The sequence below is a fragment of the Tardiphaga sp. genome (assembly GCF_044340795.1).
GTDB lineage: Bacteria > Pseudomonadota > Alphaproteobacteria > Rhizobiales > Xanthobacteraceae > Tardiphaga.
Genome location: NZ_JBIISY010000007.1, coordinates 16,964 through 33,060, shown reverse-complemented (window position 1 = coordinate 33,060; position 16,097 = coordinate 16,964). Strand labels below are relative to the sequence as shown.

Genomic DNA, 16,097 nt, shown 5'->3' with positions numbered 1-16,097 from the left:
GCAATCACTGCCTCGATTCCAGCCTCGACGCACCAATTCGGTCAGTGTGCATGGCACCTGAATTGGCCATCCGGTCCCAATTCAGTGATAGATGCGCCCATCACGTCCACTCGGCGTCCTGCAGAAGCCGCCAGTTGATCTTGTTGCTCTCGGAACGTGGCAGGCTGTCGACGAATTCGATGGCGCGCGGAGCCTTGTAGCTCGCCATCTGCTGCCGGCCCCATGCCACGATATCGTCGGACACGACCGAACCTTTCGCGCTCTCATGCAAGGCCACCAGGGCTTTCACGGTTTCACCGCGATAGCCGTCCGGAGCGGAAATGACGCAGCATTCCCTGATGGCCGGATGGCCATACATGGTGGCCTCGACTTCGGCCGGCCACACTTTGAAGCCTGACACATTGATCATGCGTTTGAGCCGATCGACGGCAAAGAAATAGCCATCGGCGTCGCGATAGCCGAGATCGCCTGTGCGCAGGAAACGCCGACCGTCGATCGTAATGAACGTGGTCGCGTCAGCTTCCGGTCTGTTCCAGTAGCGACGCAGCACTTGTGGACCACAGACAACGATCTCTCCCGTCTCGCCCGCACCGAGTTCTTCGCATGTATCCGGATCGATCACCCGCGCATCGGTTTCATGCACGGCGATGCCGAGACATTGTCGTTTCGGCGCGGCAATCGGATTGATGTGCGTCGGCGACATGGTTTCGGTCATGCCGTAGCCCTCGATAAATTCGAGGTCGAAACGCGATTTCAGTCGTTCGGCGACGGCGACCGGCATCGCCGCCCCACCACCGGTGATCACCTTCAGCCGTCGGAAACAATCATCGCGAAAATTCGGACTCGACAGCACGTCCACGATCATGGTCGGCGCCGCGTTCCAGAACGTGACGCCGTAGCGCGCGAACAATGGCGGGATGATCTCCTTGTCCCATCGCGCGGTCAAAACCAGCGTGGCCCCCGCGACGATGGCCGAGTTCATGGAGCCCTGCATGCCGGCGACATGGAACAGCGGCATGAACGCTGTCATCACATCGTCATTGCCCATGCCATACCAGCGCGCCTGCAACACGGCCGTGAACAAAACGCTGCGATGCGTGTGCATGCAGGCTTTGGGCTTCCCCGTCGTGCCGGACGTATAGGGAAAGAGGCAGAGATCGTCGGGACCTGCGGCCATCGGCGCCGGTCGCTCGCCTGCGGCCATCGCATCCATCCAATCGTGCCACCCAAGCGAGTCCGGCACGGCGGACTCCTGCGTCACGCAGGCCGGTAGCGCATAGGTTGCCTGATCCGGCACATAGTCGCGATAGCGCGCGGCGATCACGGCGTCGAGATCGCCTGTGAGAAGCGGTGCAAAGACATCGACGAGTTCGCTGCCGGCGATAGCCACCCTGGCGCCGCTATCGGCCGCCATATAGCTGATCTCCGCAGCCTTGTTCATCGGATTGATCGGCACGACGATGGCGTCGGCGCGCATCACCGCATGATAGGCGATCACATATTGCGGCGAGTTCTGTAGCGCGACCAGAACACGGTCGCCGCGCCGCACCCCACATCTGTTCTGCAGATAGCCTGCCAGCACATCCACCTGCCGCAGCAGTTCCGCATAACTCAACACGCCATCGTAGAATACCGTTGCGGGATGATCGGGACGATCCTGAGCGGCGCGCGCCAGCGCGTCATATAGACCCCCCTCCGGCACCGGCAATTCGCGAGGTTCTCCCGAAGGCCAGAACGGCGATGCGTCAGTCATGGCAGCCCTCCGTCGGTTTGGTCAGTGATGCCGGTGCTTGTATTCCTGATCGGCAAGATCGAGGCCGTGATCGAGGGCAGCCAGAAGCCGCTCGGCGTCCTGCTCGCTGATGATCAGCGGCGGTGCAAGAAACAGCGAGGTCTGCTCGCCTGATGTGCCGATGACCGCGCCAGCATCCATGGCCAATGTGGCGACACGCGACGCGATCGGATTTTCCATGGTATCGCCCGCCCAGTTGCGCCAGTCCGGCCCGTGCAATTCGACCGTCCAGTGCAGCCCCTGCCCAGCGACGCGGCTGACGCTCGGATGATTGCGCGCGATCTCGATCAGGCGCTTCTTGAAGAAGGTTTCCATGGTGCGCACCCGCGCAAGGATGTCCTCCTCGGTCACCACTTTCAGATAGGCGCTGACGGCAGCCATGCTGATGGGATGGCCGCGCAGCGTGCCGTAATTCTGCCAGCTCGATCCCTTCAGCAGCTCGACAATCCGCTTCGACACAACCACCGCCGCCACTGCCGCAGCGCCGCCGCCGAGCGACTTGCCGAGGGTTACGATATCCGGTCGGCTTTCTGCGCCCTGAAACGCGAACCAGCGGCCGGCACGGCCGGCACCGGTGACGACCTCGTCGGCGATCCAGATCGAGTCCGCCGCGACCGCATGGCGCGCGACTTCGTCCTGATAGGCGCCGTCGTAGTAATTGCCGCCCTGGGTGTAATCGATAATGGTGGCGGCCGTGCCGCTCAGCGTCTCCGTCGCATCGGCGAGACGCGCGGCGACCAGGCGATTGTCCGGCAGCGAGCCGTAGATCGCTCCATCAGGCGCCGGAAGAATCTTCACCGGTGCCATCGGCGCCGGCAGGCGCGAGCCGCCGGCCTGCACTGCGAGGCCGCCATGCCAATGCGGCTGCACGGTCATGCTGCGCGACAGGCCGACAATGCCGTGATAGGCGCGCTCACGCGTCGCCAGCGCGGATTTTTGCGAGAGCGCCTGGCACAGCGACAGCGCCATGTCATTGGCCTCGCTACCCGAGATACAGAAGCGGACGCCGCCGACCCAGTCCTCGCCGGCAAAGGCGGTGTCCATGAGATCGTCGGCCGCCTGTTCGCGGCCGATCCATGTCCAGCCTTCGTTGACCACCGGCGTATCGGCCGCATTACGGATGGCTTCCACCATGCGGGGATGGCGATGACCGAGACCGCCGCCAGTGTTGCTACCATCGATCAGCTTGCGACCGTCTTTCAGATGAAAGTACACGCCCTCACCACCGACCACGGTAAGCGGGGCACTGTCGCCGGCATTGAGCCCGGTGCGTAGCAGTCTGCTCATTGTTCTCTCCTCAGACTGCCGGACCAAAACCGCCGCCACCGCACATCTCGACGGTGACGACATCGTCCTTCTGCAGGACCAGATTGAGCTTGCCGTCGAGCTCGGTGGTGACACCATTGCGCAGCAGCGTCAGGCGGCCGCCCTCGCCGGGCTCTCCGCCGCTGAGGCCGAAGGGCGGAATGAGCTTGCGCTCGACGCAGCTCGTCAGATGCATGCTCGGCGCAAGCACCCGATAGCTCCGCACGACACCGTCGCCGCCATGATATTTGCCGCCGCCGCCGGAACCCCAGCGGATCGCCTGCTTTTCGACACGGATGTTGTAACTGGCCTCGATCACTTCGGCGGGCGTGTTCGAGGTATTGGTGAGATGCACGCGGGTCGCCGAGCAGCCATTGCGGTCGTGCCGCGCCCCTTCGCCGCCGGCATGGACCTCGTAGAGCATGTTCCACGATCCATCGGCGCGCGGCTCGGAGAAGGACAGCATGCCCGATGTAGTCGCACCGCCGGCGGACAATCGCTCGGGAATCACGTGCTTCATGGCAAGGAAGATTGCATCGACGATGCGCAACGAAGTCTCGTGGTTACCTGCCGCGACCGGCGCCGTCAGGCCCGGTTCGAAGATCGAGCCTTCGCGGGTGATGATGGTAAGCGGACGCAACGCGCCGCCATTCTGCTGCATGTCACGGCCACTCATGATGCGCGCCGAATAGGCCACCGCAGAGCGGGCGATAAAGGATGTCGTGTTGCAAAAATTCGAGACGCGATCACAACTGCCGGACAGATCGAACGTCGCCTCGTCGCCCTTGATGACGATTTTGACATGAACACGCGCGGGCTCGTCACTGGGGCCACCGTCATCGAGGAAGTCTTCGCCCTCATAGGTGCCATCCGGAAGCGCGAGGATCGCTTCGCGCATTTCCGCTTCGGAAAGATCGTGCAGCCGCGACAGGGTGGCGACAAACATGTCCTTGCCGTGCCGCGCGCACAGTTCGACGATGCGCCTCTCACCGGCCAGCGTGCAGGCGATCTGGCCGAGCAGGTCGCCTTCGCAAGATTCGGGATCGCGGACATTCAATTTAAGGAACTGGACCACGGCGTCGCTCACACCATCGGCGGTCGCCACACGAATCGGCGGAATACGCAGCGCTTCCTGGAAAGTATCGATAGCCTTGGCGAGATAGCTGCCAGGCCACGTGCCGCCGATATCCGGCCAATGCGCAAGGCTCACCGCGAAGGCCACGATGTCACCCTCGAAGAACACCGGACGCACCACCTTGACGTCATTGAGGTGATTGCCACCGAGCGCGCCGAGGTTGTAGATCAGCACGTCACCCTGCTTCAGCGTCGCAGCCGGGACGACCTTCAGTACCTCGCGAACCGTATAGGCCATGGCGCCGAGATGGACCGGGATGTCGCGCCCCTGTCCCACCAGTTCGCCTTGAGCATCGGTGATGGCGGATGACAGGTCGCCGGCCTCGCGCAGCAAAGGCGAGCGCGCCGAGCGCGTCATCACGAGACTCATCTCCTCGGCCGCGGCCGAGAGGCCATGGCGGATCACTTCGACGGCAAACGGATCCAGGGTCATGACGCCACCTTCGCAAGATAGAGGTTGCCGGCTGCGTCGGGCGCCGCCTGCCAGCCCGGCGGCACGACCACCGTGGACCATGCATCCTCGATGATGGCCGGGCCCTTGATGGCGTCCGTCATGGTACTGCGGTCGATGATATCGGTCATCACATCGAGCGCGCCGTCGAACGAACATGTTCGCGCGACGGGGACGGTCGCCTTCGCTACCGTGCCGGGACGGCCGACCGTTGTGGTCGAGGGCTGGCGCGCCTGCACACGGACGGCTTCGATGACGCAGCTTTCCTCGGTCGCATAGCCATAGAGCTCGCGGTGTTTGACGAGGAAGGCCTTGCGCAGATAAGCGGGATCGAGCGGGCGCGCGAACGGCACCGGGATCGCATCGGCCTGCGCGGCGTAGCGCATCAGGGCGACGAGATCGATCTGGATGGTGTCGCGTACAATGCCATTGGCGAGCAGCGGCTCCAACGCCTGCTCGACCATGCCGTCGATGCGTTCGCCGACTTTCGCGAGATCGATACCATCGAGCGCAACGCGCAGCGTCTGCTGCTGCAGGAAGCTGAAGTCGGCAGTGAGGCAACCCAGCGCCGAGAACGCACTTGATGCCGCCGGTACCACGATCTCCGTAATCCCGTAGAGATCGGCGAGACCCGCGGCGTGCATCGGGCCACCGCCGCCGAAGGCGAGCAGCGTGCAATCGCGGCCATCGATGCCGCGCTCCACCGTCACGCGGCGCAGCGCCCGCGCCATGGTCGCATTGGCGACGCGGATGATGCCGAGGGCAGTTTCCCTGAGACCGAGACCGAGCCCATCCGCGATCGGCTGGATGACGTGCGCCGCGGCAGCGAGATCGATGCCGATGCGGTCGCCGAGTTTTGTCTCGGGATTGAGATAGCCGAGCAGCGCATTGGCATCGGTGATAGTCGGCCGCGTGCCGCCGCGGCCGTAACAGGCCGGGCCGGGCTCCGAGCCCGCGCTTTCCGGGCCGACGGCGAGGCCGCCGGAGCCGAGCTTGACGATGGAGCCACCGCCGGCGCCGATGGAATGCACCGCCAGCATCGGCTGGCGCAACGGACGATCCCCGAGCAGCTTGCCGTCGGTCATTTCCGCCTGGCCATCGACGATCAGGCAGACATCCGTGGTCGTGCCGCCCATGTCGAAAGTGAGGACGCGCGACTTCTCGAGCTGACGGGCGATGCTGACGGAAGCAGCGACGCCGGCAGCGGGGCCGGACATGGCCATGACCAGCGGGCGACGCTTCACCGCGGCGATGGGGATCATCGCGCCAGCGGAGTGAAACACCTGCAGGCCGGAGCCGATCGGAAGGCGCTCCTCGAGCTCGCTCAGATATTCGACGGCGATCGGCATCGCCGCGGCGTTGAACACCGTGGACGAGGTCCGCTCATACTCGCGCGCCTCGGGATTGATCTCGTGCGACAGCGACACATGCGGCACGAACTGCCGGATGCGCTCGCCAAGCATCTGCTCGTGCACGGGATTGGCATAGGCATGCAGCAGCGACACGGCGACGCTCTGGACGTTGGCGGCTTTCAGCCAAGCGATCAGCCGTTCGATCTCGGCATCCGCGAGCGGCGTCAACACATTGCCTTCGTGATCGAGGCGCTCGTCGAGCGCGAAGCACAGCTCACGCGGCACGATGGCTTTGGGTTTCGGCACCACATCGAGGCGGTAGAGGTCGCGGCGACGATAGCGTGAGATCTCCAGCACATCCTCGAAACCGCGCGTGGCGACCAGCGCGACTTTCGGCAACCGCTCTTCGACGATCGCATTGGTGATGCGGGTCGTGCCGTGGATAAAGCGCTTCACCTCGCTCTTCTGCAGGCCAACCGCCTCGATGGCTTCCAGCATGGCCTGCACAGGCGCCTGCGGCCGGGATGGCACCTTGGCGATGCGCACCTCCGATGTGTCGCGGCGGATGGCGATGATATCGGTGAAGGTGCCGCCGATATCGGTTCCTATTTCCCAGATGTTGGTCAAAAGCTCGGCTCTCGCTGTCTCAGCGCCGGCAGCGCGTGGCGCCGCCGGCTGTCGCTTACTTGCGGCGCAGGTCGCGGAAATCGACCTGGCGATGGAACCAGTAGGTGTGACCGTCGAGCTGCGGGATCATCACCGCGTCCTGATTGGCCTGCCAGAGCAGCACCATCGGCACTTCCTTGACGTATTCGGCAATCATTTCCTTACCCATGGCCTCGTATTTCGCCTGATCCTGCTCGAAGCGCGCCGCATTGGCCAGTTTGACGATCAGCTCATTGTTCCAGGAGCTGTAGTTCCAGCGCTGGTTGCCGGTGAAGAAATTGCGGAATAAATAGTCCGTCGTCGGCAGCCAGGCGGTGGAGCCTTCGGTGAAGAAGGGCAGCTTCTTCTCGGTGATCTGCGTGGACATCTGCGAGTCCGGCAGCTTCTGCACCTCGACATCGATATTCAGTTTGGCCAGGGATTCCTTCAACAGCGCGGCCATCGGCTCGGTGATCGCAGCGGAGCCGACATTGATGCTGAAGGTCGTCTTGAAGCCGCTGGCGAAGCCGGCCTCGGCAAGCAGTGCCTTGGCCTTGGCCATGTCGGTCTTCACCGGCATGACCTGGGGGAATTCGCCGGTGGGCGGCGCGGTCCAGGATGCGCCAAACAGCGGGAAGCCACGCTTGAAGATCGCCGCCTTGAACATGTCATCATAGGGCAGCGCGGCGACGATGGCCTGACGAACCTTCAGATTGTCGAACGGCGCCATCTGCGTGTTGAAGGCAATCATGGTGAAGCCATTGGTCTGCGGCGTCGAATCCACCTTCACCTTGCCACGCTGCTGCAATGCCGGCACATCGCTGGCCTGCAGATCGATGGCGATATCGGCATCGCCCTTCTCGATCAGATTGGCACGGGTGGCGGGATCGGCAATGGTCTGCTCGATCACGCGCTTGAAATATGGGAGTTGGCCGCCCGGGCCATTCTTCCAGTTTTCGTTACGGCGCAGAACGATCTGCTCGCCGGGCTTGAACATCTCGACGGTATAGGCGCCGCCGGCGGCCGTATTGGTCTTCAGCCATTCCTGCGCCCACGGGTCTTCCGCGGTCGCGTGCTGCTTGGCGAGTTTGCTGTTGAAGATCGGTGCCAGCGGCGTCGCGAGATTGGCGAGCGCCAAGCGATCGGCCTTCGGCAGCGTCACCGTGACGGTCTTGGCATCGACCACCGCGAACTGCTCAGCCTTGGACAGAGAGCCCGTACCCATCTGGCCGGAAGCAATCGATTTTGCGGTGACTGCACGGTCGAGCGACCACTTCACATCGTCCGCGGTCACCGGCGTGCCGTCATGCCATTTGGCGTCACGCAGCTTGAAGGTGATCTTGAGGCCGTCCGGGCTGATCTCGTAGCTTTCGGCCAGTTCACCCCGGATCTTGCTGCGGTCGAACACCCAGACGCCGTTCTCGTCGCGCCTGCGGTCGAAAGCGACGAGGCGATCATAGATGCTGGTGGAGACGCCGAAGGCCTCGCGGGTCGCGCCCGGCGTGGTCGGATCGAGCGTCGGGATATTGTTGCCCGTCACCTGACGCAGCGTTTCCGCCCGCGTCTGCGCCTGCGCCGATGCCGGCGTCATCGCCAGCAGCAGCGCACCGCCCATCAGTCCCAACAAACGCCCGCGATCAGCCATCATCTGCCATCGTCCCTGTCGAACCACGTCCCGCAAAATCTCGACGCGTAAGGCGCATCCGGATAGAGCCAGACTTGTCAGAAAGGACTGGGCCAGATCGCCGGACCACACGATAGAGCGTAAGCAATATGTCCGCGTGCCGGGTTGTCGCGCAGACGCTGCACGCGAATGCAGCACATACTGATGTCAGGCGCTGACACGAAATATGCTAGGGATAGTGCGGGATTGTTGCGGCAACGACATCGCGGCGAGACCGCACGAAGGTGGCATTGGCCCAAAATTGATCAATTCGCAGGCGGCCCCGCCGATAGCTGTCGACACCCGAACAGGCCCGATTATTTTTTTGCTGCGCCGAGAATCTTCGCCATTTTTGCGATCAGACGTGGCGCATCTTCAGCTTTAAGCCGGCCATAGCCGAGCACCAGGCCGGAATAGATCGGGATCTCCAGATGGTTCTGCGACAATGGCTGCACATGTAAGCCTGCAGCCTTCAGCAAACGCGCCGCTTTGGTATCAGTCATCCGCGCCTTCAGCCGATCGCTGAACAGGGCGACGAGATGCAGCCCCGTAGCACACGGCGCGACCGACAGGTCATTCGGCAGATAGCTCGTGATGGCCGTCATCAGCGCTTGTTGTCGCTCCGCATAGATCTTCCGCATCCGGCGAAGATGGCGCAGCAGATGGCCCTGACGCATGAACTCGGCCAGTGCACGCTGACCAACGCCGGAACTGTGAACGTCGATACGCGCGCGCCCTCTGGTGAATATCTCGACGAAACGTTCGGGCGCGACAATATAGCCGAGACGCAGGCTCGGCATCATGATCTTGGAGAAAGTGCCGAGATAGATCACCCGCTGCTCGCGATCGAGCGATTTCAGCGAAGCGATCATGCTGTCCTGATGCCGGAATTCGGAATTGTAGTCGTCCTCGATAATCCAGACATCGTTGCGATTGGCCCAGTCGAGCAATTCGAGCCGCCGTTCCAGCCCCATGCTGATGCCGAGCGGATATTGATGCGACGGCGTCACCACGATCAGTTTTGCATGCGGCGCGCGCCGGATGCCTTCCGCAACGCAGAGCCCCTTGCCATCCACCGGCACCGGCACCAGCTTCGCGCCCGCCGCCGTCAACGACCACTGTGCCTCGACGAAGCCGGGCTCCTCCACCCACACCTCGTCCCCGTGGTCGAGGATCATGCGGCTGCACAGATCCAGCGCGCTCGACGTCCCCGACGTGACGACGATCTGCTCGGGCATGCAGACCAGGCCGCGCACCGCACCGAGGAACCCCGCAATCTCGCGCCGCAATTCCGAAAGTCCGGCTGCGGACAGGTCGAGGCATTCGTGCTTGTCGGGCTGCTGCGACGTCTGGCGTAGCAGCCGCGCCCATTCCCCGAACGGAAAGGTCGAAATGTCGGGCGCCCCGGGGCTAAAATCGGATTCCCAGTTGGTGTCGTAGGTAAACCCGATCAGTGACTGCCAGCGCTGCGAGATCGGACCCGCAATGTGCGAGGTATCGACCGGTACGGGCGGTGGCACTGCCGCGTTCCGATGAACTGTGGCGACCGACACGCCGCCACGGGGCATCGATTCGAGATAGCCTTCTGCGTAAAGGATTTCCCAGGCACTGAGCACCACCATCCGCGAGCAACCGAGTTCACGCGCAATCTCTCGCGAACCAAGAAACTGTGTCCCGGCCGGCAGCGTCCCGCGCAGGATGCCATCGCGCATCTGCGCAGCAATCTGCTGCGGCAATGCCACCGGCGAGGCGCGGTCGAGATGCATGCCTATCAGCGAGACCCGTTTTCGCTGGTGGATGGAGTTTCGCATGAGCGGGCCTGTCGTGCGGCCGAAATGGACGCCTCCCGACACCTAACAGCCCGGCAAGATGGCCGTCCACTCGCCAAGTTCTGTAACAGGAGAGAACTCCTCAGACCTAGATGACGCGCCTCAAGCAACACCAGGCGCCGGCATAAAATCCAAGCCGTTGATTTCATTTAAAAATGGCGCGCCCGAAAGGATTCGAACCTCTGACCCCCAGATTCGTAGTCTGGTGCTCTATCCAGCTGAGCTACGGGCGCGTGCCGTGACGTGGGGGCAAACCTCGAAGAGACCAGGCCGCCGACGTCGGATGCGTTTCGGGAAACCGTGTTCGCGAAAGCGCGCAATCCCTACCGGGTTGGCGCCGGCTTGGCAAGCGTTCCGGGACGGTTATTTCACTCTCGTGACAAAGAGCCGACATCCTCAGGCGCGGGCACGCTCGTTGCGGAGGCTCAGCAGTTCCACCGGGCGGTCCGGCAAAGTGATGCGGAATGTGGCGCCGATGGTGCCTTCCACGAGATGAATGTCGCCGTCATGGGCGCGCACGAGTTCGGCTGCGATGGCAAGGCCGAGGCCGCTGCCACCGGGCCGCAGCGAACCCTGGAAAGCCTCGAACAGATGATCCTTGGCCTTCTGCGGCACGCCGGGACCGGTATCGGAGACCTCGAGAATGGCAACGGCGCCTTCCCGGCGGCCGGTGATGCGGATCTGGCGCGGCGCGACTTCACTGTGCGGCTGGCCTTCCAGCGCCTGGGCGGCGTTGCGCACCAGATTGAGCAAGATTCTGAACAGCTGGTCCGGATCGGCATCGATCTGCAGTCCGCGCTCGATGGCATTGATCCATCCGATGCTGTCATCCGTCGCAAGCCCGGCCGATTCGCGCACGTCTCCGACAATCGTCTCGACCTCGATCATGCGGCGGTCCGGCGGCGCTTCCTGCGCACGTCCGTAAGAGAGCGTCGACTGGCAGAAGGCAATCGCGCGCTCCAGCGAGCGCATCAGTTTCGGCGCAAAGCGCTGCACGCGCGGATCAGGCACGCTGGCGAGCTGGTCCGACAGAAGCTGCGACGACGCCAGCAGATTGCGCAGGTCGTGATTGATCTTCGAGACCGCGAGGCCAAGTGCTGCGAGCCGGCTCTTCTGATGCAGCATCGAAACGAGATCGCGCTGCATCTCGGAGAATTCGCGCTCGGCGACACCGATCTCGTCCGCACGCTGGCTAGGGACGATGATCCGCGCGTGGCTTTCAGGGTTTTCGTGAAACGCCACCATGCTCGCCGTCAGCCGCCGCATCGGTCGCACGAACAGGTAATGCAACGTGATGTAGACAAGGCCCGCCGAAAGAATCGCAAGGCCCAGCGACACCCACAGGAGATTTCTGGAGAAGCGGTACATCGCCTGCCGCAGCGGCAATTCGTCCACCACCACCTCGATGAACTGCGCCCCGCCCGGCGCCGGGCCGATGATGCGCATGGTCTGGTTGCCGCGCTCGAACATCAGATCAAAGGCATCGACGATCGCCGACCACACGGTCATCGACCGCATGTCGATGTCATGGTCGATCTGCGGTGGCAGGTCAGCGCTGGCGAGCAGGCGGCGCTGCTGACCCCATTTGATGGCGACGGCGCGGGCGCCGATGCTGCTAAGAATCTGCCGCGACAGCGATTCCGGTACCATGCCGAGCGGCGCGGCATCGAGCACCAGCGCCGCAGTGTTCGCTGCAGCCAAACGGTCGTTCAGTCGATTGATGCGGAAATTGGCGATGGAGGGGACGTAAATCAGGATCTGGGCCGCCAGCACCAGCGGAATGGTCAACAGCAACAGCTTGCCGGACAGGCCGAGCCTGCGCAGCGGGCCGAGCCGAAGCTGGGGTTCATGGGGCTGTTGGTCCGCCGATGACACGCGATGCGCCTCAGATTTCTGTCGCCAGGATGTTCACAGTCCAGACGCTGGACTATCCGAAGATACGGGTCGAACGACGAAATGTTACGCCATATAACACGGAAAGCGCCATTGTCCGCTCAGCGAACAAAATAGTAGGCAGATTACAATCCATCCCGCCCGTCAACTTGTCGACTTCTGAGGTAATATCGCCCGCCCGAATTGCCACGATAATTGCGCAGCCAATCCCGCAACTTGTTACCGGGCAAGATTGACGAAAACAGGACGCTCGCTTATAAGCCGCGCCAACTGTCCGCGATGGTCCGGTCTATGCCGGATCGGCTCCGAGGAGCCGAGCGCGCTTGCAGCCGGAAACGGCTCGCGAAGTCAACGTCTTAGGGCACATCTCATTCAATTGGTGATCGATTGCCAGCACGGCGGTCTATTGCCCGGTCATCGGAGTACGACCCGTGAAGCGCACTTATCAACCCTCGAAACTGGTGCGCAAGCGCCGCCACGGCTTCCGTGCCCGTCTCGCCACCGTTGGCGGTCGCAAGGTTCTCGCTGCTCGCCGCGCCCGTGGCCGCAAGCGCCTCAGCGCCTGATCGGATCTCCTTCCGAGACATCATCATGGAGCGGTTACGGCAGCGAGCGGACTTCCTCGCTGCCGCCGCTTCATTGCGCGTGAACGCTCCTGCTTTTGTCCTGCAGCAGCGACACCGCGATGACACCGGCCCGATCCGGGTCGGCTTTACCGTGACCAAGAAAAATGGAACCGCGCCCGAGCGGAACCGGATCAAGCGCCGGCTTCGCGAACTGGTGAAGCGCGTCGATCCATTGTCTATGCGCGCCCACAGCGATTATGTGCTAGTCGGCCGTCGCAATGCGCTGACGCGCGATTTCAATACCATGATCGACGATCTCCGTTCGGCGCTGCATCGCCTCGAACGGCAATCTTCAAAGACGACCGCTTCAAAAACGACGTGACCTGACGCCTTCAGCCTGCCACAAGCAGCGCGCAGCCGGCCTCAGGCCGCCGCACATGCATTTCGGATAACGAGACCTGAACGATGACCGACAATCGCAACACCATTATCGCCGTCGTTCTGTCCGGCCTGGTGCTGATAGGCTGGCAATATTTCTACAACATCCCGCAGATGGAAAAGCAGAAGGCGCAGCAGGCCACCCAGGCCCAGCTTGCCAATCCGGCTCAGCCCGCTGCCGGTAGCAACACGCCGCAGCCCGGATCAACGGCGCCGACGCCCGCTGGCGCGCCGACCAATGCCGCCCCGTCCAACGCCCCGGTCAGCCGCGATACCGCTATCTCGGCAACCAAGCGCGTGAAGATCGACACGCCGCGCCTCGCCGGCTCGATCTCGCTGAAGGGCGCGCGTCTCGACGACATCGCGCTCACCAAATTCCGCATGACCGTCGATCCGACGTCGCCGCCGATCACGCTGTTCTCACCCTCGGGCACCGCAGCGCCTTATTACGCCGAATTCGGCTGGGTCGGCGCTTCCGGCACCACGGCAAAACTGCCGGACGCGAACACCGAATGGACGCAGGAAGGCTCCAACGCCCTCACCCCGTCCTCGCCGGTGGTCCTCAAGTACAACAACGGCGAAGGCCTCACCTTCACCCGCACCATCTCGATCGACGACCGCTACCTGTTCTCGATCAAGGATGACGTCAGCAATGGCGGCAGCAATCCGGTGACGCTGTATCCGTTCGCGCTAATCTCGCGCCACGGCACGCCGCATGTGGAAGGCTACTACATCCTGCATGAAGGTCTCGTCGGCTATCTCGGCGACCAGGGCCTGCAGGAATACGGCTACAAGAAGATCGAGGAAGCCAAGTCGGTCCCGTTCAACGTCACCAATGCCTGGCTCGGAATCACCGACAAATACTGGGCCTCGGCGCTGCTGCCCGACACCAATGCGAAGCTGCAGGCGCGCTTCTCGTCGAACATGGCCGGCACCGTCCGCACCTACCAGACCGACTATCTGCAGGATGCCCAGACCGTCGCGCCAGGCGCCACCACCTCCGCCAATGCCCGCCTGTTCGCCGGTGCCAAGGAAGCTGCCACCGTCGGCATCAACTTCCCGCTTGCGGTCGGTCTCGGCGGCTATAACCAGTCGCTCGGCCTCAACCACTTCGATCTCCTGATCGACTGGGGCTGGTTCTACTTCATCACCAAGCCGATGTTCCTGGCGCTGGACTGGTTCTTCCACCTGTTCAACAACTTCGGCATCGCCATTCTGCTGGTGACGGTGCTGGTGAAGATCATCTTCTTCCCGCTCGCCAACAAGTCCTATGCCTCGATGGCCAAGATGAAGGCGATCCAGCCGCAGCTGATGGCGCTCAAGGAGCGCTATCCGGATGACCGGATGAAGCAGCAGCAGGAGATGATGGAGATCTACAAGAAGGAGAAGATCAATCCGGTTGCCGGTTGTCTTCCGGTCCTGCTCCAGATCCCGGTCTTCTTCTCGCTCTACAAGGTCCTGTTCGTCACCATCGAAATGCGCCACGCGCCGTTCTTTGGCTGGATCAAGGATCTCTCGGCGCATGATCCGACCAACCTGTTCAACCTGTTCGGCCTGATCCCGTTCGACCCGACCACCATCCCGGTTCTCGGCCACTATCTCGCGCTGGGCATCTGGCCGATCATCATGGGCATCACGATGTGGTTCCAGATGAAGCTGAACCCGACGCCGCCGGATCCGACCCAGAAGATGATCTTCGACTGGATGCCGCTGATCTTCACCTTCATGCTTGCGGGCTTCCCGGCCGGTCTCGTGATCTACTGGGCCTGGAACAACCTGCTCTCGGTGCTGCAGCAGGCCTACATCATGAACAAGAACGGCGTGAAGGTTGAGCTGTTCGACAATATCAAGGCGACCTTCAGCAAGAAGAAGCCTGTCGAGAAGACCTAACAGCGACGACCCTGACGACCGAGGCGGCGCCGAGTGCGCCGCTTCTTCGTTGAGGGAGACGCAATCAGAGAAAGGCCCTTCGCATGACCACCGAACCCGATGCGGAGCTGATCGAACAGGGCCGCCTGATGTTTGCAGGCGAATGGAAGTTCATCTGGGCTTCCCCCTCGATCGAGACCCTGCCGCCGATGGCGGGCATGGAAGTCGCGTTCGCCGGCCGCTCCAATGTCGGTAAATCCAGCCTGATCAATGCGCTCACCGGCCGCAATGCGCTGGCGCGCACCTCGCACACGCCGGGCCGCACGCAGGAGCTGATCTTCTTCGAAAGCCCGAAGGGCAGCATGTTCCGCCTCGTGGACATGCCGGGCTACGGCTATGCCTCGGCCCCCAAGGCCAAGATCGCATCCTGGACCAAGCTGATCTATTCGTTCCTGCAGGGCCGCGCGACTCTGGCTCGCGTCTATGTGCTCATCGACAGCCGCCACGGCATCAAGGATGTCGATCTCGACGTGCTGAAGTCGCTCGACCGCTCCGCGGTCAGCTACCAGATCGTGCTCACCAAGGCAGATCAGGTCAAGAAGTCCGAGCTCGACAAGACCATGGAAGAGACCCAGGCTACCCTGCGCAAGCACCCGGCCGCCTTCCCCGAAATCCTGGTGACGTCGTCGCGCGATGGCGAGGGCATGGTCGAATTGCGCGCCGCCATGATGCGCCTGCTCAACGAGCGCAGCTGATGAACCGCACCAGCCTGTTTCGCATCCTGATCATCTGCACCGGCGTCATGGGCGCTGATGGCGTGATCCTGGCCGCCGCCTCCGCGCACCAGCCCGATGCGTCGCGCCTCGCCTCCGCTTCCTCGATGCTGCTGTTTCACGCTGCAGCGGTTCTCGGGGCCGTCGCGCTGATCGAGCGCGGTCTTGCACATCTGCAAATCGGCCTCGCCTCGGCATGGGGTCTTGTCATCGGCGCGTCATTGTTTGCCGGCGATTTGACCCTGCGCCAATATGTCGGCCACGGTCTGTTTCCCATGGCCGCGCCGACCGGCGGCACGCTACTGATCGTCAGCTGGATTGCGCTGGCGGTATCTGCGGCATGGCCGAGGCGCGCTTAACGCTCTTTGCGCGGCCCGCACCAATCAG

At 62.8% G+C, this 16,097-nt stretch carries 12 protein-coding genes and 1 tRNA gene; 5 read left to right on the top strand and 8 right to left on the bottom strand.

The genetic code is table 11. The annotated features are described in order from the left end of the window. Positions 1–100: 100 nt before the first annotated feature. The 8 genes from ACIQ17_RS02215 to ACIQ17_RS02180 form a co-directional block, all read right to left on the bottom strand. The gene (locus tag ACIQ17_RS02215; protein ID WP_398464908.1) at positions 101–1,753 is read right to left on the bottom strand and encodes a long-chain-fatty-acid--CoA ligase; all 1,653 of its coding nucleotides are present in this window, start codon (positions 1,751–1,753) and stop codon (positions 101–103) included. Positions 1,754–1,774: 21 nt separating this feature from the next. After that, positions 1,775–3,079, bottom strand: coding sequence for an aminotransferase class III-fold pyridoxal phosphate-dependent enzyme (locus tag ACIQ17_RS02210; protein WP_398464906.1), 1,305 nt, complete (start codon positions 3,077–3,079; stop codon positions 1,775–1,777). 10 nt (positions 3,080–3,089) lie between these two features. Continuing rightward, on the bottom strand, positions 3,090–4,664 hold the full coding sequence (locus ACIQ17_RS02205; RefSeq protein WP_398464904.1) for a hydantoinase B/oxoprolinase family protein: 1,575 nt from the start codon (positions 4,662–4,664) through the stop codon (positions 3,090–3,092). Further along, positions 4,661–6,661 carry a hydantoinase/oxoprolinase family protein gene (locus ACIQ17_RS02200; RefSeq protein ID WP_398464902.1) on the bottom strand — a complete coding sequence of 667 codons (2,001 nt, stop codon included), beginning with the start codon at positions 6,659–6,661 and terminating at the stop codon, positions 4,661–4,663. The genes ACIQ17_RS02205 and ACIQ17_RS02200 overlap by 4 nt, the downstream gene beginning before the upstream one ends. A gap of 55 nt (positions 6,662–6,716) precedes the next feature. Next, positions 6,717–8,324: an ABC transporter substrate-binding protein gene (locus tag ACIQ17_RS02195; protein ID WP_398464963.1), complete on the bottom strand. Its 1,608-nt coding sequence runs from the start codon at positions 8,322–8,324 to the stop codon at positions 6,717–6,719. A gap of 335 nt (positions 8,325–8,659) precedes the next feature. Continuing rightward, positions 8,660–10,153, bottom strand: coding sequence for a PLP-dependent aminotransferase family protein (locus tag ACIQ17_RS02190; RefSeq protein ID WP_398464900.1), 1,494 nt, complete (start codon positions 10,151–10,153; stop codon positions 8,660–8,662). A 174-nt stretch (positions 10,154–10,327) separates the two neighbouring features. Next, positions 10,328–10,404 (bottom strand) — tRNA-Arg (locus ACIQ17_RS02185). Between the two features lie 163 nt (positions 10,405–10,567). Further along, complete coding sequence (locus tag ACIQ17_RS02180; RefSeq protein WP_398464898.1) at positions 10,568–12,046, bottom strand: ATP-binding protein; 1,479 nt, start codon at positions 12,044–12,046, stop codon at positions 10,568–10,570. 449 nt (positions 12,047–12,495) lie between these two features. Here ACIQ17_RS02180 and rpmH point away from each other — a divergent pair, with 449 nt between their 5' ends. The 5 genes from rpmH (at position 12,496) to ACIQ17_RS02155 (ending at position 16,069) form a co-directional block, all read left to right on the top strand. Then, a complete protein-coding gene (rpmH, locus tag ACIQ17_RS02175) occupies positions 12,496–12,630 on the top strand; it encodes a 50S ribosomal protein L34 (protein ID WP_011471298.1) in 135 nt (44 codons plus the stop codon). A gap of 25 nt (positions 12,631–12,655) precedes the next feature. Further along, positions 12,656–13,012: a ribonuclease P protein component gene (rnpA, locus tag ACIQ17_RS02170; RefSeq protein ID WP_398464961.1), complete on the top strand. Its 357-nt coding sequence runs from the start codon at positions 12,656–12,658 to the stop codon at positions 13,010–13,012. An 83-nt stretch (positions 13,013–13,095) separates the two neighbouring features. After that, positions 13,096–14,958 (top strand): membrane protein insertase YidC, encoded by a 1,863-nt coding sequence (gene yidC, locus ACIQ17_RS02165; RefSeq protein ID WP_398464894.1) that lies wholly within the window; start codon positions 13,096–13,098, stop codon positions 14,956–14,958. 83 nt (positions 14,959–15,041) lie between these two features. Further along, the gene (gene yihA, locus ACIQ17_RS02160) at positions 15,042–15,692 is read left to right on the top strand and encodes a ribosome biogenesis GTP-binding protein YihA/YsxC (RefSeq protein WP_398464892.1); all 651 of its coding nucleotides are present in this window, start codon (positions 15,042–15,044) and stop codon (positions 15,690–15,692) included. Continuing rightward, positions 15,692–16,069, top strand: a complete 378-nt coding sequence (locus ACIQ17_RS02155; RefSeq protein ID WP_398464890.1) for a DUF423 domain-containing protein — start codon at positions 15,692–15,694, stop codon at positions 16,067–16,069. Before yihA ends, ACIQ17_RS02155 begins: the two co-directional genes overlap by 1 nt. The last annotated feature ends 28 nt before the right edge of the window (positions 16,070–16,097 follow it).